The sequence below is a fragment of the Flagellimonas okinawensis genome (assembly GCF_029194005.1).
GTDB classification, from domain to species: Bacteria; Bacteroidota; Bacteroidia; order Flavobacteriales; family Flavobacteriaceae; genus Flagellimonas; species Flagellimonas okinawensis.
On record NZ_JARFVA010000003.1, the window covers coordinates 91629 to 118314 of the forward strand.

The 26686-nt window shown below is 42.6% G+C and carries 24 protein-coding genes and 1 tRNA gene; 14 read left to right on the forward strand and 11 right to left on the reverse strand.

From position 1 onward, the window contains the following. Positions 1 to 22 precede the first annotated feature (22 nt). The 3 genes from fahA (at position 23) to PY091_RS09960 (ending at position 3328) form a co-directional block, all read left to right on the forward strand. Complete coding sequence (gene fahA, locus PY091_RS09950) at positions 23 to 1246, forward strand: fumarylacetoacetase (protein ID WP_275649517.1); 1224 nt, start codon at positions 23 to 25, stop codon at positions 1244 to 1246. A gap of 102 nt (positions 1247 to 1348) precedes the next feature. Next, the gene (locus PY091_RS09955) at positions 1349 to 2218 is read left to right on the forward strand and encodes a flavin reductase family protein (RefSeq protein ID WP_275649518.1); all 870 of its coding nucleotides are present in this window, start codon (positions 1349 to 1351) and stop codon (positions 2216 to 2218) included. A 15-nt stretch (positions 2219 to 2233) separates the two neighbouring features. Further along, positions 2234 to 3328 (forward strand): pyridoxal phosphate-dependent aminotransferase, encoded by a 1095-nt coding sequence (locus tag PY091_RS09960; protein WP_275649519.1) that lies wholly within the window; start codon positions 2234 to 2236, stop codon positions 3326 to 3328. Between the two features lie 52 nt (positions 3329 to 3380). Here PY091_RS09960 and PY091_RS09965 read toward each other — a convergent pair whose 3' ends face one another. After that, positions 3381 to 6032, reverse strand: coding sequence for a DUF5916 domain-containing protein (locus tag PY091_RS09965; RefSeq protein ID WP_275649520.1), 2652 nt, complete (start codon positions 6030 to 6032; stop codon positions 3381 to 3383). Positions 6033 to 6279: 247 nt separating this feature from the next. Here PY091_RS09965 and rplM point away from each other — a divergent pair, with 247 nt between their 5' ends. The 10 genes from rplM (at position 6280) to PY091_RS10015 (ending at position 16854) form a co-directional block, all read left to right on the forward strand. After that, on the forward strand, positions 6280 to 6735 hold the full coding sequence (rplM, locus tag PY091_RS09970; RefSeq protein WP_275649521.1) for a 50S ribosomal protein L13: 456 nt from the start codon (positions 6280 to 6282) through the stop codon (positions 6733 to 6735). Continuing rightward, the gene (gene rpsI, locus PY091_RS09975; RefSeq protein WP_275649522.1) at positions 6735 to 7121 is read left to right on the forward strand and encodes a 30S ribosomal protein S9; all 387 of its coding nucleotides are present in this window, start codon (positions 6735 to 6737) and stop codon (positions 7119 to 7121) included. Before rplM ends, rpsI begins: the two co-directional genes overlap by 1 nt. Positions 7122 to 7348: 227 nt before the next feature. Continuing rightward, positions 7349 to 8404 carry a 30S ribosomal protein S2 gene (gene rpsB, locus PY091_RS09980; protein ID WP_275649523.1) on the forward strand — a complete coding sequence of 352 codons (1056 nt, stop codon included), beginning with the start codon at positions 7349 to 7351 and terminating at the stop codon, positions 8402 to 8404. A gap of 79 nt (positions 8405 to 8483) precedes the next feature. After that, entirely contained in the window at positions 8484 to 9308 is an 825-nt protein-coding gene (gene tsf / locus PY091_RS09985; RefSeq protein WP_275649524.1) for a translation elongation factor Ts, read from the forward strand. Between the two features lie 133 nt (positions 9309 to 9441). After that, positions 9442 to 10149: a UMP kinase gene (gene pyrH, locus PY091_RS09990; protein WP_275649525.1), complete on the forward strand. Its 708-nt coding sequence runs from the start codon at positions 9442 to 9444 to the stop codon at positions 10147 to 10149. A 42-nt stretch (positions 10150 to 10191) separates the two neighbouring features. After that, on the forward strand, positions 10192 to 10746 hold the full coding sequence (frr, locus tag PY091_RS09995; RefSeq protein WP_275649526.1) for a ribosome recycling factor: 555 nt from the start codon (positions 10192 to 10194) through the stop codon (positions 10744 to 10746). Positions 10747 to 10821: 75 nt separating this feature from the next. Next, positions 10822 to 13221, forward strand: coding sequence for an efflux RND transporter permease subunit (locus tag PY091_RS10000; RefSeq protein WP_275649527.1), 2400 nt, complete (start codon positions 10822 to 10824; stop codon positions 13219 to 13221). A gap of 90 nt (positions 13222 to 13311) precedes the next feature. After that, a complete protein-coding gene (gene asnS / locus PY091_RS10005) occupies positions 13312 to 14745 on the forward strand; it encodes an asparagine--tRNA ligase (protein ID WP_275649528.1) in 1434 nt (477 codons plus the stop codon). Positions 14746 to 14794: 49 nt separating this feature from the next. Next, positions 14795 to 16252 carry an RNA polymerase factor sigma-54 gene (gene rpoN / locus PY091_RS10010; RefSeq protein ID WP_275649529.1) on the forward strand — a complete coding sequence of 486 codons (1458 nt, stop codon included), beginning with the start codon at positions 14795 to 14797 and terminating at the stop codon, positions 16250 to 16252. Next, positions 16252 to 16854 carry a hypothetical protein gene (locus tag PY091_RS10015; RefSeq protein WP_275649530.1) on the forward strand — a complete coding sequence of 201 codons (603 nt, stop codon included), beginning with the start codon at positions 16252 to 16254 and terminating at the stop codon, positions 16852 to 16854. The genes rpoN and PY091_RS10015 overlap by 1 nt, the downstream gene beginning before the upstream one ends. On the opposite strand, the gene PY091_RS10020 is transcribed toward PY091_RS10015, so the two are convergent. From PY091_RS10020 to PY091_RS10055, 8 genes are all read right to left on the reverse strand, one after another. Next, entirely contained in the window at positions 16849 to 17550 is a 702-nt protein-coding gene (locus PY091_RS10020; protein WP_275649531.1) for a porin family protein, read from the reverse strand. The two genes, PY091_RS10015 and PY091_RS10020, sit on opposite strands and share 6 nt — an antisense overlap. A 73-nt stretch (positions 17551 to 17623) precedes the next feature. Then, positions 17624 to 18106 carry an ExbD/TolR family protein gene (locus PY091_RS10025; protein WP_275649532.1) on the reverse strand — a complete coding sequence of 161 codons (483 nt, stop codon included), beginning with the start codon at positions 18104 to 18106 and terminating at the stop codon, positions 17624 to 17626. 12 nt (positions 18107 to 18118) lie between these two features. After that, positions 18119 to 18727: an ExbD/TolR family protein gene (locus tag PY091_RS10030; protein ID WP_275649533.1), complete on the reverse strand. Its 609-nt coding sequence runs from the start codon at positions 18725 to 18727 to the stop codon at positions 18119 to 18121. Between the two features lie 11 nt (positions 18728 to 18738). Further along, positions 18739 to 19176, reverse strand: coding sequence for a hypothetical protein (locus PY091_RS10035; RefSeq protein WP_275649534.1), 438 nt, complete (start codon positions 19174 to 19176; stop codon positions 18739 to 18741). 26 nt (positions 19177 to 19202) lie between these two features. Continuing rightward, the gene (locus PY091_RS10040; protein ID WP_275649535.1) at positions 19203 to 19931 is read right to left on the reverse strand and encodes a MotA/TolQ/ExbB proton channel family protein; all 729 of its coding nucleotides are present in this window, start codon (positions 19929 to 19931) and stop codon (positions 19203 to 19205) included. A gap of 77 nt (positions 19932 to 20008) precedes the next feature. Next, a tRNA-Ser gene (locus PY091_RS10045) sits at positions 20009 to 20096 on the reverse strand. A 66-nt stretch (positions 20097 to 20162) separates the two neighbouring features. Beyond that, positions 20163 to 21194, reverse strand: coding sequence for an asparaginase (locus PY091_RS10050; protein ID WP_275649536.1), 1032 nt, complete (start codon positions 21192 to 21194; stop codon positions 20163 to 20165). A 3-nt stretch (positions 21195 to 21197) separates the two neighbouring features. Then, positions 21198 to 21965: a TatD family hydrolase gene (locus PY091_RS10055; protein WP_275649537.1), complete on the reverse strand. Its 768-nt coding sequence runs from the start codon at positions 21963 to 21965 to the stop codon at positions 21198 to 21200. A gap of 76 nt (positions 21966 to 22041) precedes the next feature. Here PY091_RS10055 and PY091_RS10060 point away from each other — a divergent pair, with 76 nt between their 5' ends. Further along, positions 22042 to 22482: a retropepsin-like aspartic protease family protein gene (locus tag PY091_RS10060; RefSeq protein WP_275649538.1), complete on the forward strand. Its 441-nt coding sequence runs from the start codon at positions 22042 to 22044 to the stop codon at positions 22480 to 22482. A gap of 70 nt (positions 22483 to 22552) precedes the next feature. Here the strand turns inward: PY091_RS10060 and odhB are convergent, their stop codons facing one another. Continuing rightward, on the reverse strand, positions 22553 to 23773 hold the full coding sequence (gene odhB / locus PY091_RS10065) for a 2-oxoglutarate dehydrogenase complex dihydrolipoyllysine-residue succinyltransferase (protein ID WP_275649539.1): 1221 nt from the start codon (positions 23771 to 23773) through the stop codon (positions 22553 to 22555). A 22-nt stretch (positions 23774 to 23795) separates the two neighbouring features. After that, the gene (locus PY091_RS10070) at positions 23796 to 26594 is read right to left on the reverse strand and encodes a 2-oxoglutarate dehydrogenase E1 component (RefSeq protein ID WP_275649540.1); all 2799 of its coding nucleotides are present in this window, start codon (positions 26592 to 26594) and stop codon (positions 23796 to 23798) included. Positions 26595 to 26686: the final 92 nt, after the last annotated feature.

Here is a 26686-nt window from a genome sequence, read left to right on the forward strand (position 1 = left end):
GAGCTGACAAATTCAATTTTAAATGATTATTGAGATACCTAAGAACTCAGATTTTTCAATTCACAATATTCCTTTCGGGATTTTTTCCACACAGGACAGAAGTCCACGAGTAGGTGTTGCTGTCGGCGAATACATTTTGGATTTGGCCGCTGTGGCCGAGTTGGATGTGTTCGACTTCAATACGGCATTGCTGGAAAAAGATACCCTGAACGATTTCATTTCCCTCGGGAAAGAAATCACTGCACGAGTTCGAAAAAAGATTCAATATTGGTTGAAAGACGATAATTCCGTTTTAGCCGGAAAGCCAGAACTTTTCGTAAAGCAGTCCGATGCCCAGATGCACATGCCCGTAGCGGTCGGGGACTATACAGATTTTTATTCCAGTTTGGAGCATGCCACCAATGTTGGCAAAATGTTCCGTGACCCCGAAAATGCTCTTCTACCGAATTGGAAACATATTCCCGTGGGGTATCATGGAAGGGCAAGTTCCATTATTGTGAGCGGACAACCTATTCATCGACCCAAGGGACAGACCATGCCCAATGGTGCTGAGTCGCCTGTATTTGGCCCAACAAAACGTTTGGATTTTGAACTGGAAATGGGCTTTATCTGCGGCAAGGACACCCAATTAGGTGAATCCGTTTCCACAAAAGATGCTGAGGATTATATTTTCGGACTGGTACTGTTCAACGATTGGTCGGCACGCGATATTCAAAAGTGGGAATATGTGCCCCTGGGTCCATTCTTGGCCAAGAATTTTGCATCGTCTATTTCTCCATGGGTGGTGACCTTGGAAGCCTTGGAACCTTTCAAAATTAAGGGCCCCGAACAAGAACCTGAAGTATTGCCCTATCTAAAATATGAAGGTGAAAAGAATTATGATATCAGCCTAGAAGTGGAGATCAAACCAGAACAGGGCGAAGAAACCTCTGTCTGTTTTAGCAACTTTAAACACATGTACTGGAACATGACCCAGCAATTGGCGCATCATACAGTAAACGGTTGCAACATCAACATTGGGGATATGATGGCCTCCGGAACGATTTCGGGCAAAGAAGAAAACAGTTTTGGTTCTATGTTGGAATTATCTTGGGGAGGTACAAAATCCATCAAACTAAAAGATGGCAGCGAACGGAAATTTATTGAAGATGGCGATACGGTGACCATGAAAGGTTACGCTCAAAAAGACGATATTAGGGTCGGATTTGGTGAAGTGACCACCAAAGTGTTACCTGCTAAAGAATAAATATAGTTTCAGGTGTCACATTGAGCGCAGTCGAAATGTCATCTGAATTTAATTTCAACCATATCTCGACTGCGCTCGATATGACAAAATAAATCAATCTAAATGATCAAGACCTTAGACCCGACCACCATACCGCAACCGGAACTGTACAGCATTTTATCGACCGCTGTGGCACCAAGACCCATTTGCTTTGCAAGTACGGTAGATTCAGAAGGAAATGTAAATCTGAGCCCTTACAGTTTCTTTAATGTATTTAGTTCCAACCCACCGGTAATGGTGTTTTCTCCCACGAGAAGCGGAAGGGACAACTCTTTAAAGCATACCCATCAAAATGTGGTGGAAGTACCCGAAGTGGTCATCAATGTGGTGAACCACCAAATGGCGGAGCAAATGTCACTATCAAGCACGGCGTACGACAAAGGAGTGAACGAATTCGTAAAAGCAGGCTTTACTCAAGTACCTAGCTTAAAAGTAAAACCGCCACGTGTAGGTGAAGCTCCTGTTTCATTTGAGTGCCGTGTTTTGGAAGTGGTTGAATTGGGACAAATTCCAGGCGCAGGAAACTTGATCATCGCCCAAGTGGATATGATTCATATCAACGATGAGTACTTGACCGATGATGTATTGGATACCGAAAAATTGGATTTGGTTGGTCGAATGGGCGGCAATTGGTACATCCGAGCCATTAAAGAATCCTTGTTCGAGATTCCAAAACCTATCCGGACCCATGGCATAGGCGTAGATGCTTTGCCGCAGGGTATTCGGGAGAGTGATGTTCTGACAGGTAACAATTTGGGGCGATTGGGAAACTTGGAACAATTACCTTCTTCAGAAGATATCAAAACGATTGTTGAGACCGTAGGAGTACAAGATAACACCAAAACTGAACTCCATACCTTGGCTAAACAAGTTTTAGAAGATGGTGATACAGAAAAGGCGATGGCTCTTTTGTTATATGGTGAAAGTTTATAGAAGCTGACATACAAAATGAAAAAAAATATAGAATCCATTTTCAAGGCCCATTTGGTGCCCAAAGAAGTATACAAAGGCGGAAAGAATATTCCCCCAACAGATAAGAAAATATACAAACTATCCTCCAACGAAAATCCTTTGGGGGCATCGCCCAAGGCCATTGAAGCCATGAAAACGGCCCTGGACAAGATCGACATCTATCCCGACCAGACGGATATTCGATTACGGGAGGCACTGGTTAAAGATTTTGATGACCAATTGACCACCGACCAATTCTTGTGCGGTAATAGTGGCTCGGAGGTAATCGATATGCTGCTTCGGGCTTTTATCAACGAAGGCGATGAAGTGATTTTCTCCAACCCTTGCTTCCTGCCCTATTCCGTTTTTTCGAGATGGTATGGTGCCCATCAGGTAGATATCCCACTTTTGGCACCCAACTACGATTTGGATGTGGAAGGTATTTTAAATGCAATCAACGAAAAGACCAAGGTCATTTTCTTGACCAGTCCCAACAACCCTACTGGAACTTACATTCCAAAATCCGTGATGGACGACTTTATGGCCCGTGTTCCAAAAAACATCCTTGTGGTGTTTGATGAAGTGTACCGCCATTTTGCGGATGCCGAGGATTATGTAACTGCACTGCCTTATGTCTTGGAAGGTCACAATGTGGTCGGACTCAACAGTTTTTCCAAAACCTATGGTCTCGCAGGGCAGCGTATTGGATATGGATACACCACACCGACCATCGCCAACTATGTGCGTTTGATCCACAAACCTTTTTTACTGCCATTGACGTCGATTGAGGCAGCCATTGGAGCTTTGAACGACACAGAATTTATTGAAGAAACGGTAAAGACCGTTTTGGAGGGTAGAACCTATATGGCCAAGGCCTTTGATGAGCTGGGTATAACATATTGGCCAAGTCAAGCCAACTTTTTCATCATTGACCCACCATTCCCCGAGATGGAGTTCACAGATAAAATGATGGGAGAAGGAATCATGGTTCGACCAGTTTCACAATTTGGCGCCCCTGGCAAAGTTAGGATCACCATTGGTGATGCCGAGGCGAATCAAGCATTGGTTAGGGCACTCACAAAAATAATTTAAGAATAGCTGACATTTCTTATTTGAGACATCTCGACTGCGCTCGATGTGACAATTACAAAACAAAGCGATAAGTAGCTTTGACCAAAAAGATGTTTTGTGGCTTTTGTCCAAAAATGTTGTCGCCCAAACTGGAAAGAAGTCCATTGGTTGGGTCCCCACTTCGCGATACATCCTGTGACCAGACCAGAAATATTTCCGATCCTGGTATGTATTCCCATCGAATCACCAAATTGGAACGGAACTGCACAAAGGAAAAATCTGGGTCGTCAAAGCTAAAATCCGTAACACCATCCAGGTCTTCGTCAATGGCATAACTACCATCTACTAGGCTGGTTTGATCAGCCGTATATTGTACAAAACGGTCATCAAAAGTCTTAGCCACTGGATCTACGATATGTTTAAAGTTGGAATATCGTCCACGCGAAATAAATGGTTGTCCCCAATACTGAATCGTAAGATTGGGATTAATGGTATAATTGAGCCTAAAGGACATACTCAAGGTCCGTTGATTTATTTCTCCGTTTAGGTAGCGCGGTGTCCCATTAACATCATCAAAGTTATCAATGAACTGTAATTTATCGTGATTGATCTGTAAAGACGGAAAAGCGGAAATCCGGAGGGCATTTATTGGTTGATAGACAAACCCTCCTTCCATATAATAGGTTTTAATGGAGTTGTCCAATGCTTTTCTTCCATTGTGGAAAAAGGAGAATCGGATTTTTTTTCTGTAGTCGGTGTTGATACTGTTCCAAAAGCTCATCCAAGGGGACTGCCTTAATCTTGGCCCGCCCCTTAGTGCAAAATTGGAGTACTCTATGGGAGCAAAGTTAAAACCGATATTGGTATTCCAGTTGCCCTTCCAGTTTTGCCAACTATTGGTATTAAACTGCAAATAATTATGGTTGCCCTGAAAATCCCAAGCCGTCCAATGGTTATAATTGATGCCCACCCGTCGAAACGTACTGTCTGGTTTTAGGGTTTGATAACCGATCCAGGTATAATGTCGAACATCATCGGCCTGTCGTTGAAACCCAATATCGTTAAGTTCCAGTTCCGGTGACCGCCAGGTAGCTCCGGATTCGAACTTCCAGTGACCATTCCCCACTTTTCCGATTTGAACATTGCCTCCGGTCCCGGTCAGCGAAGTCCTTGTGGTATCCACGGCCACATGGTCTGCATCAACCCTATTGAATAGGTGTGTAATGGATTGCTGGGTATTGGTGATCGCATCTTTGCTTCCACGAACATGACTTAGGGTAAAATTCCCACCAAAATACCAATCCCGGTTAGCCCATTGGTGTTTAAAATCAAGTCCTCCCGTGTAGGCTGCATCGTGCAAAAAACTGAGTTGTTCTGGGATTTGCTCGCGATTGGTTGCCGTGAAAATCCCACCGACATAGGAATTTCTTTGATTAAAATCCTTTTGCAGCCGTCCCACGAAATAATTTGTAAGCGGTTCCACCATTTCCTTTCGAGTATCCCCACCACCATTTATTATGGTTGCCGTTCTACGGGCAGTTACACTCTCCAATACACCAATGGCCCAGCCATCCTTTGTTTTACCACTGAACTTGGCCGCTCCAATGATCGGTGTGTTATCGGGCTGGTCCACAAACTCACCATCAGAGGTGTCAGGATAACCCTGTGGACTTCTACCTATCCTACGGGAATAAAAAATATTGTCGGAACCAAAGGTGTTTCCCGCTTCTGACTGTGATACACGAAAATCAAAGATGTTTTTGTTCTCCACGAAAAATGGCCGGCGTTCCTGAAAAAAAATCTGGAACCCATCCAATGCAATCGCGGATGGATCGGCATCTACTTGGCCAAAATCAGGATTAACTGTCAAATCCAAAGTAAGGTCGTTGGTTATTCCGATCTTGGCATCTAGTCCCGCAGTAATGTCATTCTCGCTCCCGTCCCGAAAAGGATTCCCTTCCTCCGCTTCATAAGTCTCCGTTTTTGCCACAGTGTAGGGCTGAATCTCCAACTGTTTTTGAGGCTCTATGTTTTTCAACCCGTGTAATTCCCCAAATTCACTTACCCATCCAGGCTGATCTACCGGTTTACGCTGCCAGACCGAACGCTCTTCGTTTCTAAAAAAACGTCTTGTTGATTGAAAGCCCCACACCTGCTCCTTCTCACTTCCGAATTTCAGTTGACTTAAAGGAATTCGCAGCTCCGCTGTCCAGCCCTCATCGTCCACATGTGCCTTGGCATACCAAATCGGGTTCCAACTATCGTCCCAGTTATTCCCATTATTGGAAATGAACTCATCGCCTTTTACACCAGCTGCCGTAATGGTAAAGGAAAAAGCGGTTCGTTTATCGAAATAACTATCTATGTTGAACTCGACCCAATCCCCATCAAAACCGTCTCTTCTGGACAATCTTCTTACAATCTTGTCGGGTTCAGTATCGTAGCATCGGACCCCTATATATAAGTTTTTACTATCATATAGAATCTTAAATTTGGTCTGATGGGTAGGTGGGGTATTTTCGTCGGGCTGCCATTCAATATAATCCCCGCCCCAATCTACCTGGTTCCAAACTTCCTCTTCCAAAATACCGTTGATTGTTGGTGCGGCATAATCACCCAAGGGTTTGGTCGTATATTTTTTCTTGATGATGACTTCAGTAGAATCTTGTGCTTGAGCGGAATAAATAAAGAATAGGGCCAGGATGACCAGGACAACGTTTCTCACTAGTTTGTTTTTTGATTGAATGATAACCTAAAGACCTAGGAAAATTAGGTGAGTTACACTATTCCTGTTTTTTAAACTTTTTTTAACACTTTACAAATCTATCTTTCCATGTATTTTTGCGGCCAAAGATTGAATTTGAAAAAAGTGAAAAAATATTCCCGACCAACCGTTTGTAATTCAATCTAATAATTGTACATTTGCAGCCCGTTAATCGGGATAGGTTATTTAAATCAATAATATTCGAGAAGTGGACACATTAAGTTATAAAACTATTTCCGCCAATAAATCTACCGTTGACAAGCAATGGTTATTGGTTGATGCTGAAGGACAGACATTAGGAAGATTGGCGTCTAAAGTAGCCAAAATACTTAGAGGGAAATATAAGACCAACTTTACCCCTCATGTTGATTGTGGAGACAATGTTATTGTCATCAATGCTGAGAAAATTGACATGACAGGTAATAAATGGGATGATAAGGAATATCAAAGATATACCGGATATCCTGGTGGGCAACGTTCCGCTTCCGCTAAAGAAGTATTGGAAAAACATCCTGAGCGCATCATCGAGAATTCCGTAAAAGGAATGCTTCCAAAAAACAAACTTGGAGCCGAGCTTTTCAGAAACCTAAAGGTATACGCAGGTGCTGAGCACGGTCAAGAGGCGCAAAAACCAAAACAAATAAACTTAAACGACTACAAATAATGGAAGTGGTTCATAAGATAGGTAGAAGAAAAACAGCTGTAGCCAGGGTTTATGTTTCCGAAGGATCTGGAAACATCACCATTAACAAAAGAGATCTTAATGATTACTTTACTACTGGTACTTTGCAGTATAAAGTAAAACAACCTTTCACATTAACCGAGACAGAAGGTACCTACGACGTAAAAGTAAACGTTTACGGTGGTGGTATTACCGGTCAAGCAGAAGCAGTTCGCTTGGCTTTGTCCAGAGCAATGTGCGAGATAGATGCGGAAAACAGAAGCGTTCTTAAACCAGAAGGTCTATTGACAAGAGACCCGAGAATGGTGGAAAGAAAGAAATTCGGTCAGAAGAAAGCCCGTAAGAAATTCCAATTCTCCAAACGTTAATATACTTTGGACACCTTGGTGTTCGAATATAGATAAGTTCATTGAAAACCCTGAAAGTGCAAATATTTCAGGGTTATATTTTTAACCAAAGTTGTCGTTGTTCCAAAAGGGATATCTATAAACCGACTTTTTGGAAACTAGTTTAGCATCTAAATGGACAGGGCGAACATAATTTGTGACCACCTGCCCATTGCTACTTACAACGGAACGTAAACTAAGTACAAAAAATGGCAAGTAAAATTGAAGTAAAAGACTTACTGGAAGCAGGTGTGCATTTTGGGCACCTAACTAGAAAGTGGAATCCGAACATGGCTCCCTACATCTACATGGAGCGTAACGGAATTCACGTAATCAACCTCTACAAAACGGTTGCAAAGCTTGAGGAAGCCAACGAGGCCCTTAGTAAAATTGCTGCCTCAGGAAGAAAAATCCTTTTTGTAGCCACAAAAAAACAAGCAAAGGACATTGTAGCCGACAAAGTATCCAAAGTAAACATGCCTTACATCACTGAAAGATGGCCAGGTGGTATGTTGACCAACTTTGTTACCATCCGTAAAGCGGTTAAGAAGATGGCTTCCATCGACCGCATGAAAAAAGATGGAACATTCAACACCCTTTCCAAAAAAGAAAGATTGCAAGTTGACCGTCTACGTGCCAAGTTGGAGAAAAACTTGGGTTCCATCGCAGACATGACCCGTTTGCCAGGAGCACTTTTTATTGTTGACACCATGCGTGAGCACATCGCGGTAAAAGAAGCCCAAAAACTGAACATTCCAATTTTTGCAATGGTGGATACCAACTCCGATCCTCGTGATGTGGATTATGCCATCCCATCCAACGATGATGCCGGTAAATCCATTGAAGCTATCTTGGAATCAGTGACCAAAGCGGTAGCTGAAGGCTTGGAAGAGCGTAAGAGCGAAAAAAACAGCGGAAAAGATAAAGAAGAGAGCAAAGCTGCAAAAACAGAAGAAGCTCCAAAGAAAGAAGAGAAAGCTGCTGAAGAAAAGCCTGCAAAAAAAGAAGCTAAATCAGAAGACCTTACCAAAATAGAAGGTATTGGTCCAAAAGCTGCCGAAGCTTTGTCCGCCAACGGACTTAGCACTTACGCTGCTCTTGCTGATGCCGATGCTGAGAAAATCAAAGAAATCCTTACAGAGGCCAGCTCAACATTGGCTCACTTGGATCCTACATCATGGCCAAAACAAGCCAAAATGGCTGCCGATGGCAAGTGGGACGAACTAAAGGAATGGCAAGACAACGTAAAAGGTGGGGTTGAATAAGCCCAACGATTTAACATTGTCCTAAACAGAAACACTTACATAGTGTTTTACTTTACATAAAATTTAAAAAGAAAAGAAAATGGCAAAGATTACCGCCGCAGAGGTAAACAAACTAAGAAAGACCACCGGAGCTGGAATGATGGATTGCAAAAAAGCTTTGGTTGAAGCAGAAGGTGATTTTGAACAAGCAATTGAAATCCTAAGAAAAAAAGGTCAGAAGGTTGCTGCAAAAAGAGCTGACAGAGAATCTTCAGAAGGTGCTGCCATCGCTAAAGTAAACGGTGACAACAACCAAGGAGTTGTAATTTCTTTGAACTGTGAGACCGACTTTGTCGCCAAAAACGACAGCTTCGTAAAACTTGCCAACGATTTGGCAGATTTGGCCTTAGGTTTCGAAAGCAAAGATGATTTCCTTGCCGCTTCTATCGATGGAATGACCGTTGCCGACAAATTGACCGAGCAAACAGGAGTTATCGGTGAGAAAATTGAAATTGGAAGCTTTGAAAAACTAAGCGCCCCATTCGTAGGTTCTTACATTCACGCTGGTAACAAGATCGCTACTTTGGTAGGTTTGTCCGCAAATGTTGACGGTGCTGCTGAAGCTGCAAAGGATGTAGCTATGCAGGCTGCCGCCATGAACCCGGTTGCATTGAACGAGGAAGGTGTAGATCAATCTATCATCGACAAAGAAATCGAGATTGCTAAAGATCAATTGCGAGAAGAAGGTAAGCCAGAAGAAATGTTGGACAAAATTGCCAAAGGTAAACTTCAGCGTTTCTTTAAGGATAACACCTTGGTGAACCAAGCTTTCATCAAAGACAGCAAACAAAGCGTTGCTCAATATGTAAAATCTGTTGACTCCAGCTTGGAAGTTACAGGTTTCTCAAGAGTAGCACTTGGATAGATTATTCTTCCAATAGATATAAAAGACCGCTTCCCAAAAGAAGCGGTTTTTTTATGGCCACTACCAAACCAATATTTCTTCATTTCCCGTAAATATTTTTGATTATTTTTGTCCGGACTTCAAGAAACACTCAATGCATTACAAAAGAATTTTATTAAAATTAAGTGGGGAAGCCTTAATGGGCGAACAACAATATGGTATTGATGCCAAGCGATTGGACGAGTATGCCGAGGAGATAAAATCTGTTGTTGACAAAGGTGTAGAAGTTGCCATTGTTATAGGAGGCGGAAATATATTCAGGGGACTTGCAGGTGCAAGCCAAGGAATGGACCGTGTACAAGGAGACCATATGGGCATGTTGGCCACCGTGATCAATGGTTTGGCACTACAAAGTGCCCTTGAGATCAAAGGTGTGCAAACACGTCTGCAATCAGCTATAAAAATCAATGAGGTCGCCGAGCCCTTTATCCGCAGGCGAGCCATCCGTCACTTGGAAAAAGGTAGAGTGGTAATTTTTGGTGGAGGAACAGGCAACCCCTATTTCACCACGGATTCAGCTGCAGTACTGCGTGCCATTGAAATAAAAGCAGATGTAATCCTCAAGGGAACAAGGGTCGATGGTATTTATACCTCTGACCCCGAGAAAGACAAAAATGCGACCAAGTTCGATTCAATTTCCTTTAACGATGTGCTTTCCAAAGGATTGAAAGTCATGGATACCACAGCGTTTACCCTAAGTCAGGAAAATGAACTGCCCATAGTCGTATTCGACATGAACACACGTGGCAACTTGATGAAAATAGTATCTGGAGAAAATATTGGGACCGTTGTCGATGTATAAACCGACAAACAATTAGGTTTTAGTTTTATAAATTTTAAAATTATGGACGAAGAAGTTAAGTTTATTCTGGACAGTACAAAAGAAAGTATGGATGCAAGTATATCTCACTTGCAAAAGGCATTTACCAAAATCCGGGCCGGTAAAGCTAGCCCCATGATGCTTTCCACTGTAATGGTGGATTACTATGGTTCTCAAACACCGCTTTCCCAAGTATCCAACATAAATACTCCCGATGCAAGAACGATATCGGTTCAACCATGGGAAAAAAACCTTCTTTCGGACATAGAGACCGCGATCATGAACGCCAACTTAGGGTTTAACCCAATGAACAATGGTGAAATGATCATTATCAACGTACCTCCGTTAACCGAGGAAAGAAGGATACAATTGGCAAAACAGGCCAAATCAGAGGCAGAGGATGCCAAAGTATCCATACGAAGTGCCAGACAGGAAGCCAACAAGGAATTGAAGGCCCTGGATATTTCTGAAGATCTTTTGAGCAATGCAGAGGTCGATGTCCAAGAACTCACCAACTCTTACAGCGATAAAGTAGATGCTATCTTGGCAACCAAGGAGGCCGAGATCATGAAGGTATAAAACTTGAATTTTGACCTTAGTCTTTCCTAGGAACAGAGCATATCATTTTCTACCTTTGCGCCCAACAAAACCCACATGGTAGCAAAGCTCACTAAAGGATTTTGGCCCAAGGTCGCAAGAATTATCCTCCGTAATAGAATTCTCATTTTATTAGGTGTGGCCGGTATCACCGTTTTCTTGGCCATGCAATGGAAAAACATGCGGTTTTCCAATACCGAGGCCAATATATTACCGGACGATCATCCAGCTACCGTTCAATACAAATCCTTTACCAAAATCTTTGGCGAAGAGGGCAATGCCATTGTTCTGGCCATAAGGGACTCTTCCCTATTCACACCGAAAAAGTTCAATCGTTGGAATACGCTCAGTAAACAACTGGAAGCATTTCCAGAGGTTGATTATGTAATATCACTTGAAAACCTCAAGGAGCTCATAAAGGACAACGAGACCCAGACATTTACCATGGAGCCCTTAATTTCGGCACCTCCCAAGACTAAACAGGAAATCGATTCGCTCACAAAGCATCTTTTTACAGAACTTCCTTTTTACGATAATCTGGTCTACAACCCCAAAAGCGGAACTATCCAAACCGTGGTCTATCTAGACAAGGATATTATGAACACCGCTGTAAGGAACGAATTTATACTTAACGACCTTGGGGAACTGGTTGAGAATTTTGAAGAGGAGACCCAAATGGATGTCCACGTTTCGGGCATGCCATACATCAGAACCTGGAACACAAAATCCATAGTCGATGAAATTGGGCTTTTCATAGTTGGCGCCCTATTGGTGACCTCGATCATCTTTTTCTTTTTCTTTAGAAGTTTTAGGGCCACCTTGATCTCCATGTGCGTAGTGATCATTGGAGTAATGTGGGCATTTGGAATTTTAGGATTGCTCCAGTATGAAATCACCATACTTACCGCATTGATTCCACCACTGATCATTGTGATCGGAATCCCGAACTGTATTTTCTTGATCAACAAATATCAACAGGAAGTAAAAAAACACGGGAATCAAGCCCTATCACTGCAACGCGTCATCTCCAAAATTGGAAATGCCACTTTGATGACCAATATTACAACGGCCTCCGGTTTCGCTACATTTATTATTTTGGATAGTGACCTGCTCAAGGAATTTGGTATCGTTGCCTCCATCAATATCATTGGAATCTTTATCCTATCGCTACTTATTATCCCGATCATCTACAGCTTTATGCCACTTCCCAAGACAAAGCACTTAAAGCACTTGAACAAAAAGTGGATGGACTTATTTGTGAATTGGATGGAGAATATGGTGAGAAACCACCGGATCGCGGTATACATTACCACCGTCGCCGTCCTTGTACTGAGCATCATCGGAATCTATCAGATGCGGATTACAGGGAGTAGAATCGAGGACCTTCCCAAGAAAAGTCATTTTTATAAGGATATCCAATTTTTTGAAGCCGAGTTCGATGGCATAATGCCCATGGAAATCGTTGTGGATTCCAAACGAAAAAATGGGGTAGTAAAACCAGCTACCCTGAAAAGGATGGACCGATTGGGCTCTGTAATCGATGAAATACCCGAGTTGTCCAGACCGGTATCCATTGTGGATCTGGTAAAATATTCCAAGCAAGCATTCTATAACGGCATTCCAAAATACTATCAGCTGCCTACCAGTCAAGAGAACACCTTTATCATGAATGCTGTTCAAAAGTCATCTACCGGAGGCACCGATCTTCTGCAAAGTTTTGTGGACAGCACAGGACAGACCGCTCGCTTAACAACATATATGCGCGATGTTAAAATCGACCGCATGGAGGAAATTGAAAAGGATGTTCAACAAGCCATCACTAAAGAATTTCCAGCTGATCGCTACAACGTATTCATGACCGGAAAGGCATTACTGTTCCTGAAAGGAACAAAATATTTGGTGAAGAACCTCTTGCTGTCCTTGGCTCTGGCCATTGGTCTGATCTCACTTTTCATGGCATATCTGTTCCGCTCGTTTAAAATGGTGATCATCTCCTTGGTCCCCAACTTGCTCCCCTTGGTGATCACAGCTGGGGTCATGGGTTATTTGGGAGTTCCTATAAAACCTTCTACCATACTAGTGTTCAGTATAGCTTTTGGGATTTCCGTGGACGATACCATTCACTTTTTGGCCAAGTACCGCCAAGAACTTTCAACACACCGTTGGCACATCAAACGATCGGTTTATGCAGCATTGCGAGAGACCGGGGTAAGCATGTTTTACACTTCAATAGTGTTGTTTTTCGGTTTTTCCGTCTTCATCATCTCCAGTTTTGGGGGAACCAAGGCATTGGGAGGTTTGGTGTCCGCGACCTTGTTGTTCGCCATGCTGTCCAATTTGATCTTACTACCCTCACTTCTGTTGTCACTGGAGAGAAGCATTGCCAACAAACAAGTGCTCAAAAAACCCCAAATCGACATTTTACCGAAGGACGAGGACAGCCTAAAGGACAAATAGTACTTTCCATGGCCATAAATTAGGCTGTTCCATTGCCATCATTTTTTATCAAAAACCTATCTTTACCATCTAAATTACGATAGTTTTAGAATGATGTCTTATTCCATAAAAGAATTGCTAGAGAAGCAACCCGTAGGAGATTCCGTTGAAGTTAATGGATGGGTAAAAACATTTAGAAGCAACAGGTTTATTGCCTTGAACGATGGTTCGACCATACATAACCTCCAATGTGTAGTGGATTTTGAAAAATTGGACGAAGCATTGCTCAAAAAAATCTCAACAGGTGCTGCGCTTAAAATTACCGGAACCCTAGAGGAGAGCCAAGGCCGCGGCCAAAGCGTGGAAATACAGGCCACCGATATATTTGTGCATGGAACCGCTGACCCGGAAACCTACCCGATACAACCCAAAAAACACTCTTTGGAGTTCTTGAGGGAGAAGGCACACCTAAGGGTAAGGACCAACACCTTTTCTGCCGTTATGCGAGTACGGTCGACCTTATCCTTTGCCGTTCACAGCTATTTCCAACAAAACGGCTTTTATTATATGCACGCCCCGATTATTACGGGTTCGGATGCCGAAGGAGCCGGTGAGATGTTCCGAGTGACCACTTTGGACGACAAGAACCCACCTCTCAATGAAACCGGCGAGATAGATTACTCCGAGGACTTCTTTGGTAAAGAGACCAACTTGACCGTATCTGGGCAGTTGGAAGCGGAAACTTACGCCATGGGATTGGGCAAGGTATATACTTTTGGACCAACCTTTAGAGCAGAGAACTCCAATACATCAAGGCACTTGGCTGAATTCTGGATGATAGAACCGGAAATGGCCTTTTATGACCTGGACATGAACATGGACCTAGCCGAAGATTTCATCAAGTACATTATACAATATGTACTCGATCATTGTCCGGATGATCTTGAATTTTTGGAAAAGCGCCTACTGGACGAAGAAAAGACGAAACCCCAGAGCGAACGCTCGGAAATGGCCTTGATTGAAAAACTAAAGTTTGTTGTCGACAATAATTTCAAAAGGGTATCCTACACGGAGGCTATAGACATATTGAAGAACAGCAAACCGAACAAAAAGAAAAAATTCCAATTCCACATTGATGAATGGGGTGCCGACCTACAGAGCGAGCATGAGCGCTTCTTGGTGGAAAAACACTTTAAATGCCCCGTAATCCTATTTGATTACCCTGCGAACATCAAGGCTTTCTACATGCGATTGAACGAGGACGGCAAGACCGTACGTGCCATGGACGTACTTTTCCCGGGTATCGGTGAAATTGTCGGAGGTTCACAAAGAGAGGAACGCTTGGAAGTGCTCGAACAAAAAATCAAGGACCTTGACATTGATGCCAAGGAACTATGGTGGTATTTGGACCTTAGAAAATTTGGTACGGCCGTACATAGTGGTTTTGGACTTGGATTTGAACGAATGGTTCAGTTTGCTACGGGCATGGGCAATATCAGGGATGTAATCCCTTACCCAAGAACACCTCAAAATGCAGAATTTTAATTTGATTTTGTTATTTTAAGTAAGAGAAGATAGTAAAGAGTCCATCTATATGCTGAAACAACATCTACAGTTTAAGCTTTCCCAGAAACTGTCACCACAGCAGATTCAGCTCATGAAACTTATTCAATTGCCCACACAGGCATTTGAACAACGTTTAAAACAAGAGTTGGAGGAAAACCCTGCATTGGAGAGTGGCAAAGAAGAAAGCGACACTTTGGATGACCTCTATGAGGACACCTACGATGATTCCGCCGACAATGAGAACATTGATACGGATGAGATAAATATAGATGATTACCTGAGCGATGATGAGATTCCCGATTACAGAACTCAGGCCAACAATTATAGTGCAGATGATGAGGATAAGCAGGTACCTTATGCTGCAGGAACTTCATTTAACCAATACTTACTGAACCAACTCAATACGGAATATCTGGATGACCAGGAATGGGCCATTGCAGAGTTCTTGGTAGGCAGTGTGGATGAGAGCGGCTACATTCGCCGACCACTTCCGGACATTATGGACGACCTTGCTTTCACCCAGAACATATATGTGGAGGAAGACAAAATAAAAGAGGTTTTGAAAATCGTCCAAGATCTGGACCCTCCTGGTGTAGCGGCCCGCTCATTGGACGAATGTTTGATCATCCAATTGAAACGAAAGGAACAAAAGCCATCCGTGGAACTGGCAATCAACATTCTTGAAAGATCATTCGAGCATTTTACCAAAAAACATTATTCGAAATTATTACAAAAGCACCACGTTTCCGAAGAAGAACTCAAAGAAGCAATCTCGGAAATAGAAAAGCTCAATCCTAAACCTGGTGGTTCGTACTCGGGCAATACGCGTTTGATAGAACACATTGTACCCGATTTTTCCATTAAGATAGTGGATGGAGAGCTGGAACTTACCCTTAACGGTCGAAACGCTCCGGAACTTCACGTATCAAAGGATTACAGCAATATGCTGGAAGGTTATAAGAACGCGAAGGAAAAATCAAAGGCGCAAAAGGATACGGTAATGTTCATTAAACAAAAGTTGGATGCTGCCAAGTGGTTCATAGATGCCATTAGACAGCGGCAACAGACCCTTTATATTACCATGAGCACTATCATGGAATACCAAAAGGAATACTTTTTGACCGGGGACGAGCGTAAACTGCGACCTATGATCCTAAAGGATATTGCCGACAAAATCGACATGGATGTTTCCACTGTGTCAAGGGTCGCCAACAGCAAATATGTGGACACCCCTTATGGCACCAAATTGATCAAGGATTTCTTTTCAGAGGCCATGAAAAATGAACAGGGAGAAGATGTCTCCACCAAGGAAATAAAAAAGATATTGGAGACGGTGATCAAGGACGAAGAGAAGAAAAAACCACTTACCGATGCCAAATTGGCCAAGATCCTTAAAGATAGAGGATACCCCATTGCACGCCGTACCGTTGCCAAATACAGGGAACAACTCGGGATACCGGTGGCACGGTTAAGAAAAGAAATCTAATGCGCCACGTATACAACATCATCTCATACATCTTCCATCCGTTATTCATACCCATTGGAGGAACGTTAGCGTATTTTATGGTTGCCCCTTATAGTACACTGGAAACCCAGAGCGGTAACATCCTTCCCATTTTTATTTTAACGGTCATCATTCCCATTATCTTTTTTTTGATCCTTAAGAACCTAGGTGTTATCCACTCCATCTTTCTCCCAACCATTCAAGAACGAAAATACCCCCTCTATATAAGCTGTATCATTTTTTTGATGATCTTGTACCAAGTCATACCCAACAATTACGTACACGAGCTCTTTTACTACTTTACAGGGCTATTGACGGCCACGAGTGCAACCCTGATTCTTCTGTTCTTCAAATTCAAGACCAGCATGCATCTATTGGGCATGGGAAGTATTTTGACCTTTATGGTAGCTTTGAGCATACACTTTGAGATCAACATAACCATTGCCATAAGTCTTTTCACGCTTTTCACGGGCATGGTAGCCACTTCGCGTTTGTACCTTAGGGCACACACCAAAAATGAATTGCTGATCGGGTTTTTATTGGGTTGTTGCTCCCAGTTGATTATTTTAAAATACTGGCTATAGGATATAGAATATCAAGCCTATTCTAAGCACATTTAGATCAATGGGATTCCCATTCAATTGCGCATCATCGGTTAAAAGGGAATTCAAACCGTAATATGCGTGGACATTCCAAGTATTATACCCAAAATTCAACATTAATCCATATTGCCATTGGTCTATATGGTCATTCGAAAAGGAATCGTTCCAATCTTGCGTCACAAGTTTTGATCTACCGGAAAATACATAGCTGAATTTTAATCCTGCATAAACTCTCCAAAATTTATATTCCTCAGCAGTAGAGGTACGCCATCTGACCTCAAAGGGCAGTTCAATGGAGTGGGTCGCCAATTTACTTCGATTAAAATCATCCAAACCCATAATCTCATAGCTGATCATATTATCTTGCTCTGATGCCACTAGGTTGGAATAATATGCATTGATAGCATAGCCCAGTCCTATTCCTACTCCAAAATTTCTTTTCTTGTTAAAAGGAATGTCCTTTATAAAACCCGTTTGAAGGTTATAGGAGAGATTTCGCTGGTTCAGCTCATCAGGACGCTCGAACAAAACATTATATCCAACACCAATATAAAATTGATCTTCCAAATAGCGTTCATCGACTACCTTAATAGGCTCATCATTCCCTTGTGCCATAATATTAACTGACAAAAACAGACAAACAATAAAGAATATGGCTTGGAGCGTTCGTAGCATCATATGTGTGAATTTAAAACAAAAAACGCCCCAAATTAAAAATTTGGAGCGTTTCCCACTAAATCTAAGCTATTGCCTACTGTAGATTGTTAAAAGCATCACCTTCATAAGTGGTATAATTCACTTTAAGGGCATTAACTTTTCTCAATTCTTGCTTAATATCGGTAATAAGGCCCATGTTGGCCTCTTTATCAACTTTCAAAGCAGTAGTCAATACATTTTGAAGTTCTTGCGGTTTTTTTGCACGTTCTGCCAAAATAAATGAACCTACTTCGTCCACATTGGCAAATTTATCATTCAATTGGATTTTTGGTTCTGTTCCAAAAACCTTTTGATACTCTTGAGTAGGTGTTCCTACATAGATGTAAATAACGCGATCCTTCTTTTCCAACTTCTTGATCTCAGAAGCATTTGGAAGGGTGTTGGCAACCATTAAAGAACTATCTTTCATCGTGGTTACGGTCATAAAGAAGAACAGTAGCATGAAAACGATATCCGGCAACGAAGCCGTAGACACCGCTGGCAAATCTCCATCCTTCTTTTTGGTAAACTTAGCCATTTTAAATATAGTTTAATTGGTTGTTGTTTCGGCCTCGGAAAGCTTCTGTGGGAACATATCTTGGATACGCTTCACTTTGTCTTTGAGGTCATCTCTAACATTTGACGGGGTTTCTGGATTAAGGTACTCAGCCTCCATATCCGTAAAGTCCCTACCGAACAAACGTTGTGCTTCGCGGTTACGCAAGTCGTTATATGCACCTACCAATTCGTTCTGAACTGTAATGTATGTGCTGTACTTGGTTTCCCTATCGTTCTTTAACGATATGATCGCTTTTGCTGGATTATCAGATGAACCTGGGTCCTTTCTTCCTTTACAGTAAGTACAAGTACCGTCAGCACCATTTTCAAGAAACTTTGTTGCAGCCTCTCTCAAATCGCTTATTTCCATCAGTTGATCTTCTACCAAAAGTTGACCATTCCTGTTGATGTTAACAGTAAAAATGTTTTTCTGCTTGATCACAGGCGGTTCTTCATTTGGCGGCTCAAACGGCGGCAACATACGATCCAGACCTGCATCGGTTTCAATGGTGGTGGTCACCAAGAAAAAGATAAGCAAGAGGAAAGCGATATCCGCCATGGAGCCGGCATTTACTTCCGGTGCTCCTTTTCTTCTAGGCATAATAAAACTTTTTACTTAACAAACATTCTTTTCAAACCTGGAAATACCATAAGAACTACTGCAAGTGCAGTTAGGATGAAGAATACATTCAATCCCATTCCAATGTTTTTCACAGTTCCCTCCGTGGTCTCGATGCCTCTATCGGACATTGTTTCAACCACAGCCATGTTATCAGAAGAAATACCGTAAGATATCGCTACCACGATGGCCAGGCCACCTATAGCGAAAAGGGCTTTCTTCAAGCTTCCCTTTGTGGAAAACAATTTTGCAAATCCAAATACCACTGATGTGATAACGGCGATAGCCAAAAGGATGTACATAATGATGAACATGAAGTTCATGGCGCCACTGTTGATGGCTCCTGGATCATCGGCGGACGGAAGGGAGAACCAAAGAACGGCAGCAACCAATCCGATGACGATGAGTAATATTTTTACTATTTTATTCATGATTCTCGATAGTTTTTAATTCGTAATTATTTCTTGTGGGCAGCCAACATATCAATCAAAGCAATTGAGCTGTCTTCCATATCGTTTACGATACTATCGATTTTAGCAATAATATAGTTGTAGAAAATTTGAAGGATAATCGCTGTAATCAAACCGAATACAGTTGTCAACAACGCTACCTGGATATCACCTGCGATCAAAGATGCACTCAAGTTACCTACAGCAGCAATTTTCTGGAAGGCCTGAATCATACCGATTACCGTACCCATGAACCCAAGCATGGGAGCAATAGCGATAAACAAAGACAACCAAGAAACGTTTTTCTCCAATTGACCCATTTGAACACCACCATAAGCTACAACAGCTTTTTCAGCGGACTCCAATCCTTCGTCAACTCTATCCAAACCTTGGTAGTAGATAGAAGCAACAGGTCCTTTTGTATTTCTACAAACTTCTTTAGCAGCTTCAACACCACCTGAAGCCAAAGCGTCTTCTACTTGTTGCTTCAATTTAGTGGAATTTGTAGTTGCCAAATTCAAATAGATGATTCTTTCGATGGCTACGGCCAATCCCAAGATCAAACAAAGAAGTACGATACCCATGAAGGCAGGACCCCCCTGGATGAATTGTTCTTTCAATACTTGGGTGAAACCTTTGCTGGCTTCAGCGTCTTCTTGCAACATTGCTGCAGATGCAGTTGTAGTTCCCATCACAAACATTCCGGCAGCAGCCAGAGTAAAGGATATTTTTTTCATTTTACTTAAACTTAAATTTAGTTAGTTAATAATATAAAGATATAAAAATTTTACAATTGAAAAATTAAAATACCTAGCAGAGAGGAAGGGATTCGAACCCTCGATACACTTTTGGTGTATACACACTTTCCAGGCGTGCGCCTTCGACCACTCGGCCACCTCTCTATTGTTTCATTTAGGGCGACCAATAAACAAAAAAATAATCAGTTATAGAAATTTGAAGCGTTAATTTTACACCATTTCACCACGAAGTGGTGTCTCGAAAATTGTCTTGAACAATTTGGCGGGAACCCCCGTCCCCAATAGGTACATCGCCTTAACGATTGCCGCCTCGGTTGTAATATCCTTGCCGTTAACCAGTTGCATCTCCTTAAGCTTTTCGCTGGTTTCGTAATGCCCCATAAAAACACTGCCACCGGAACATTGTGTAACATTAATTATGTGCAATCCATTTTCCACGGCATTTTTAAGAGCATTCAAAAACCATTCATCCATTGGAGCGTTCCCTGCACCGTAGGTTTCCAAAACCAGTGCTTTTAAATCGGGGATTCCCAGCACCGATTGCAGTACATTTTCACCAAGTCCGGGAAACAATTTCAGAATCGCCACACGATTGTCCATTTTTTTATGAACCTGTAGCGATTTGTTCTTGGTCACTTTTTTGATCAAATAATTCTGGTGCACCTTTAAATGAACACCGGATTCGACCAAAGGTGGGTAGTTCAAGGAAGCAAAAGCCTCAAAATGCTCTGCATTTATCTTGGTGGTTCTATTGGCGCGGTACAGTTTGTACTCAAAGTACAGCCCCACCTCCTGCACTACTGGTTTCCCTTTTTTCTGTAGGGCGGCAATTTCAATGGAAGTGATCAGATTCTCTTTGGCATCGGTACGCAAATCCCCGATGGGAAGTTGTGAACCTGTAAAGATTACGGGCTTCTCCAGATTTTCCAACATAAAACTCAAGGCAGAAGCGGAATAACTCATGGTATCACTGCCATGCAGCACCACAAAACCATCGTTATCATGATAATGCTCCTCTATGATCGAAGCGATAACTGCCCAATACCTAGGATTCATATTGGAGGAATCTATGGGATCATCGAAAGAAACTCCTCTTAAGTTACAGTCTAGCTGCTTTAGTTCCGGAATGTTTTTTACAAGCTCATCAAAATTGAACGCTTTTAGGGTACCGGTTTTATAATCCTTTACCATACCTATGGTACCTCCCGTGTAAATCAGCAATATGTTGGACTTTTTTTTCATAGGTCAGATCCCGAATATTTCCTTTGAATTTTCCGTGGTAATCGATGCAATCTCTTCCTCTGAAACACCATAGATATCAGATAGTTTTTCCAGTACCTTGATGATGTAAGCGCTCTCATTTCGTTTTCCTCGATAAGGCGTCGGTGCCAAATATGGGGCATCGGTCTCCAAAACAATATGTTTAAGATCAATCTCACCTAAAAATTTATCGATTTTACCATTTTTAAAGGTGGCCACTCCCCCAATCCCCAACTTCATATTGTAAGATATGGCCTTATGCGCCTGTTCCAATGTTCCCGTAAAACAATGGAAAATCCCAAAGAGATCCTCTCCTTTTTCCTGTTCCAGCACTTCGAACACTTCTTCAAAAGCATCCCGGCAATGAATTACAATGGGCAATTTGTATTTTTTGGCCAACCTGATCTGATAAGCAAAAGCTTCCTGTTGTTCCTTTAAAAAAGACTTGTCCCAATAAAGGTCCACACCTATTTCACCAACGGCATAGAACTTTTTCTTAGCCAACCATTCCTCCACATGGGCCAACTCTTCCTTGTAATTTTCCTTGACATGGGTCGGATGCAATCCCATCATCAAAAAAACATTGTCAGGATAATCGGACTCCAGATCCAGCATGGATTGGGTGTAAGTGGAATCGATAGCTGGAATAAAAAAGCGCTCCACCCCTGCATCCAGGGCACGCTGCATCATTTTACCCCTATCTTCTTCAAAAGCCTCACTGTATAAATGAGTATGTGTATCGGTTACAATCATATCGCAAAAATAGGCTTATCTTAGATGTCCCAAAACTTTGTTCCCTATTAAAGATTCCGCAAGAGCATATTTCCAAATGACATCACTCAAAAAATTCCTGAAATCCAAGGACTACATCAAAATACCTTTGGTATTGACCGAAACCAACCACTTTGAACTTGTAGCCAGCATAAATGGTGTAACTGGAAAGTTTATCCTGGATACCGGTGCGTCCAACACTTGCGTGGGAATGGACAAAATCGAATTTTTTGATATGGTCTCCGAGGCAACCGAAATAAAAGCGGCAGGTGCAGGCGCAACAGAAATGGACACTATGATATCCAATAAGAACAAATTGGAAATCGGGAAATGGAAAAAGAAAAAACAGAAGGTCGTTCTTTTTGACCTCACCCACGTAAACCAAGCCCTTATTGCCCACAATGCCTTGCCAGTTGATGGGATTATTGGTGCCGACGTGTTAAAAAAAGCAAAGGCCGTTATCGACTACAATAAAAAATGCCTCTACTTAAAAAAGTAAAGGCATTAGTTTATAGATTTCTCGGTATCGCTTCGACTTCGTTCAGCGATCCTTCAATTTAATATTTAGATTATAGCTCCAACGCTTTTTTCACGTTTCCGTCCATCAACAATTCTTCTGGACTTTCCAAAGCTTCTTTTACGGCTACCAAGAACCCAACGGATTCTTTACCATCAATAATTCGGTGGTCATAAGAAAGCGCTACGTACATAACAGGTGCAATGGCAATGGCCCCATCCCTAACTATGGCTCGCTCCACAATGTTGTGCATTCCCAGGATTCCACTTTGCGGTGGATTAATGATCGGTGTTGACAACATGGAACCAAATACACCACCGTTGGTAATGGTAAAGGTACCTCCTGTCATTTCATCAACAGTTATTTCACCTTCCCTTGCTCGGATGGCCAAACGTTTTACTTCTGATTCTATGCCTCGGAACGTTAGGTTCTCAGCATTCCTGATTACGGGAACCATCAAACCTTTTGGTCCAGAAACTGCTATACTGATATCACAGAATTCATAGGTGATCATTTCCTTGCCATCTATCATCGAGTTAACGGCAGGATACATTTCCAAAGCGCGAATTACAGCTTTGGTAAAGAAGGACATAAACCCAAGACTAACACCATGTTTGTTCTTGAACTCCTCTTTGTACTGGCTTCGCAATTCAAATATAGCCGACATGTCCACTTCGTTGAAAGTGGTCAACATGGCGGTCTCGTTCTTTGCCGCCACCAATCTTTCCGCCACCTTTCTGCGCAACATGGACAATTTGGAACGGCTCTCGCCACGATTGCCACCGGTCGGGGTCCCCATGGAAGGAACCGCCTTCACTGCATCATCTTTGGTGATACGTCCATCTTTTCCGCTTCCTGAAACGGATGATGGCTCTATTCCTTTTTCGTCCAATATTTTCTTGGCCGCTGGAGATGGAGTACCTGAAGCATAGGTTTCTTTCTTGGCCTCCTCCTTCTTTGGCGTTTCTTTCTTTGGCTCTTCCTTTTTAGGCTCCTCTTTTTTCTTGGAACCGGCAGATGCCCCTTCAGGTTTTTCTGCACTGGTATCGATAAGGCAAACTACCTCGCCCACGGCCACGGCATCTCCCACCTCGGCCTTAAGGGTAATAATTCCGCTCTCCTCTGCGGGAAGCTCCAATGTTGCCTTGTCCGAGTCAACCTCGGCTATGGCTTGGTCCTTTTCCACATAATCTCCATCCTCTACCAACCACTCGGCGATTTCTACCTCTGTAATGGATTCCCCCGGTGAGGGAACTTTCATTTCTAAAACCATTCTATTATAGTTTATACTTGAATTATCTTATTTGCATATTATCCTTACTCTTGTCAAAAACGTAGTCCAATACTTGGGCGTGACGTCTTTTGGATCGCACCGCGCTACCTGCTGCAGGCGCACCATAGAATCTACGGGAAGCTACCCTGAATTGCTTGGCCTCGTCCAAATGCATCAACATATGGCTCCATGCCCCCATATTCCTTGGTTCTTCCTGTGCCCAAACGATATCGTCCGCATTTTTGTATTTTTTGATAATACTACGCATTTCTTTCGCTGGCAACGGGAACAATTGCTCCACACGCACCAAAGCTACATCATCCCTGTCAAGTTCCTCTCTCTTGTCCAAAAGGTCGTAGTAAAACTTACCGGTGCAGAACACCAAAGTTTTTACCTTGGATGCTTTTGCCTCGGCATCATCAATTACCATTTGGAAACCTCCATTGGCCATTTCCTCTTTTGTGGAATGTACTTTTGGGTGTCTCAACAAACTTTTGGGCGTAAATACCACCAATGGCTTACGGAACTTTGCTTTCATCTGTCTGCGGAACAAATGGAACAGGTTAGCAGGAGTGGTCACATCTGCGACGAACATATTGTCCTTGGCGCAAAGCTGAAGGTACCTTTCCATACGTGCGGATGAGTGTTCAGCTCCTTGGCCTTCGTAACCATGGGGCAACAACAGCACCAAGCCGTTCTGCATTTTCCATTTATCCTCGGCAGAAGATAAGTATTGGTCGATGATAATTTGGGCTCCATTACTGAAATCCCCAAACTGTGCCTCCCAAATGGTCAATGTTTTTGGGCTGGCCATGGCATAACCATAATCAAATCCCATTACGGCATATTCGGAAAGCAGGGAATTGTAGATATGGAATTTACCATTTTGGTTGTCTCCCATCTCGTTCAACAACACTACTTCCTCCTCGTGCATTTCGGTTTTGATGACCGCATGCCTGTGGGAAAATGTTCCTCTTTCGACATCCTGACCGGTCATCCTAACATCATAACCTTCCTCGATCAAAGACCCATAGGCCAATAGTTCGCCCATGGCCCAGTCGAGCTTGTTGTCCTCGAAGTACATTTTATGTCTCCCTTCCACCAATCTCACCAACTTCCTCAAGAATTTTTTGTCCTCGGGCAATTTAGTGATACTCTTGGCCACCTCATCCAATTTTTTCAGATCATAGGAAGTGTCCATAGGCTTCAACATCACTTCTTCGGTGACCTGGCCAAAACCTTCCCATTCATCTTGCATGAAAGGTGTAATCCTTGTTTTCTCAATCTTACGGGAATCCAAAAGATCTTCTTCGAGATCGTTTTTGTACTTCTCCTCCAAATCCTTCACATAATTCTCATCGATGATTCCCTCGGCTATCAATTTTGCAGCGTAGATATCCCTTGGGTTATCGTGTTTGGAAATGGACTTATATAACAATGGCTGGGTGAATTTGGGCTCATCACCTTCGTTGTGTCCGTACTTTCTATAGCCCAACAGGTCCAAGAATATATCGCGCTTGTAGCGCATCCTGTATTCCAAGGCAAATGTTGTTGCATGCACTACGGCTTCGGCATCATCCGCGTTTACGTGAAGAACCGGTGAAAGGGTCACTTTGCCCACATCGGTACAATAAGTAGAGGACCTGGCATCCAAATAGTTAGTGGTAAACCCAATTTGATTGTTCACCACAATATGAATGGTTCCTCCCGTGGTATAACCATCCAAACGGGCCATTTGTATGGTTTCGTAAACCACTCCCTGACCAGCGAATGCAGCATCTCCATGTATCAAAATTGGAAGCACCTCGGAAATATTATCACCATGATCGTGATCCTGTTTTGCCCGAGTGATTCCTTCCACGATTGAATTGACGGTCTCCAAGTGTGAAGGGTTCGGTGCAATGTTCATATTGACCATTTTACCAGAATCAGTTTCACGCTTCGAGGTCCAACCCAAGTGATATTTTACATCCCCATCAAAAATGGTTTCCTCATAATCCTTACCGTCGAACTCGCTGAAAATATCCTTTGGCGATTTACCAAAGATATTGGTCAGCACGTTCAAACGCCCCCTGTGGGCCATCCCCACAACAAATTGTTTCACCCCTTTGTCAGCAGCCTTCTCAATGATCACATCCAAAGCAGGAATCAAGGATTCACCTCCCTCGAGCGAAAACCTCTTTTGCCCCACATACTTGGTGTGCAAAAAGTTTTCGAACGAAACGGCCTCGTTCAATTTCCTCAGTATGTTCTTCTTTTCCTCGGGGGTGAAATTTGGGTGGTTATCGTTTACGTTCAGCCAATCCTGGATCCATTGGATACGTTCTGGCGTACGGATATACATGTATTCCACACCTATGGAATCGCAGTAAATGCTCTCCAAATGACGTACAATTTCCTTTAGGGTCGAAGGACCGATCCCCAAAATCTTACCTGCATCAAATACGGTATCCAGATCTTCATTGGACAAGCCAAAATTGGCAAGTTCCAAAGTAGGTTCGTACTTCCTTCTTTCCCTTACCGGGTTGGTCTTGGTAAACAAGTGTCCACGCGAGCGGTAACCATCGATCAAGCGAATAACCTGAAACTCCTTTTGGAGCGCCTCGGGCATCTCAACCTTCTTTCCATTGGAAAGCACGACCATTCCGCCTTTGTCCGATTCGATTCCCAAATCTTCGAGGGAACCTTCCAAACCAAAATCAAATCCCTGAAAAAAAGCCCTCCAACTGGGCTCAATACTATCGGGGTTCGTTAGATATCTTTCGTATTGCTCCGCAAAATATGAAGTGTGCGCAGCATTTAAAAATGAATATTTGTCCATTCTTTCTATTTCTCCAAAACTTTATGGAAAATTTTGTCAAAAATACGGGTTTTACTGTTTACATGCTTGTGTTTTTCTCAATTTCTTGTTCA

Coding starts and splice junctions, on each gene's coding strand:
- pyrH (WP_275649525.1), top strand. CDS start 9,442: ATGCATTACAAAAGAATTTTATTAAAATTAAGTGGGGAAGCCTTAATG.
- rpoN (WP_275649529.1), top strand. CDS start 14,795: ATGCTGAAACAACATCTACAGTTTAAGCTTTCCCAGAAACTGTCACCA.
- tsf (WP_275649524.1), top strand. CDS start 8,484: ATGGCAAAGATTACCGCCGCAGAGGTAAACAAACTAAGAAAGACCACC.
- PY091_RS10040 (WP_275649535.1), bottom strand. CDS start 19,931: ATGAAAAAAATATCCTTTACTCTGGCTGCTGCCGGAATGTTTGTGATG.
- PY091_RS10015 (WP_275649530.1), top strand. CDS start 16,252: ATGCGCCACGTATACAACATCATCTCATACATCTTCCATCCGTTATTC.
- PY091_RS10060 (WP_275649538.1), top strand. CDS start 22,042: ATGACATCACTCAAAAAATTCCTGAAATCCAAGGACTACATCAAAATA.
- PY091_RS10000 (WP_275649527.1), top strand. CDS start 10,822: ATGGTAGCAAAGCTCACTAAAGGATTTTGGCCCAAGGTCGCAAGAATT.
- PY091_RS10025 (WP_275649532.1), bottom strand. CDS start 18,106: ATGGCTAAGTTTACCAAAAAGAAGGATGGAGATTTGCCAGCGGTGTCT.
- PY091_RS10050 (WP_275649536.1), bottom strand. CDS start 21,194: ATGAAAAAAAAGTCCAACATATTGCTGATTTACACGGGAGGTACCATA.
- rpsB (WP_275649523.1), top strand. CDS start 7,349: ATGGCAAGTAAAATTGAAGTAAAAGACTTACTGGAAGCAGGTGTGCAT.
- PY091_RS10030 (WP_275649533.1), bottom strand. CDS start 18,727: ATGCCTAGAAGAAAAGGAGCACCGGAAGTAAATGCCGGCTCCATGGCG.
- PY091_RS09955 (WP_275649518.1), top strand. CDS start 1,349: ATGATCAAGACCTTAGACCCGACCACCATACCGCAACCGGAACTGTAC.
- rpsI (WP_275649522.1), top strand. CDS start 6,735: ATGGAAGTGGTTCATAAGATAGGTAGAAGAAAAACAGCTGTAGCCAGG.
- fahA (WP_275649517.1), top strand. CDS start 23: ATGATTATTGAGATACCTAAGAACTCAGATTTTTCAATTCACAATATT.
- PY091_RS10035 (WP_275649534.1), bottom strand. CDS start 19,176: ATGAATAAAATAGTAAAAATATTACTCATCGTCATCGGATTGGTTGCT.
- asnS (WP_275649528.1), top strand. CDS start 13,312: ATGATGTCTTATTCCATAAAAGAATTGCTAGAGAAGCAACCCGTAGGA.
- PY091_RS10070 (WP_275649540.1), bottom strand. CDS start 26,594: ATGGACAAATATTCATTTTTAAATGCTGCGCACACTTCATATTTTGCG.
- odhB (WP_275649539.1), bottom strand. CDS start 23,773: ATGGTTTTAGAAATGAAAGTTCCCTCACCGGGGGAATCCATTACAGAG.
- PY091_RS10020 (WP_275649531.1), bottom strand. CDS start 17,550: ATGATGCTACGAACGCTCCAAGCCATATTCTTTATTGTTTGTCTGTTT.
- frr (WP_275649526.1), top strand. CDS start 10,192: ATGGACGAAGAAGTTAAGTTTATTCTGGACAGTACAAAAGAAAGTATG.
- PY091_RS09960 (WP_275649519.1), top strand. CDS start 2,234: ATGAAAAAAAATATAGAATCCATTTTCAAGGCCCATTTGGTGCCCAAA.
- PY091_RS10055 (WP_275649537.1), bottom strand. CDS start 21,965: ATGATTGTAACCGATACACATACTCATTTATACAGTGAGGCTTTTGAA.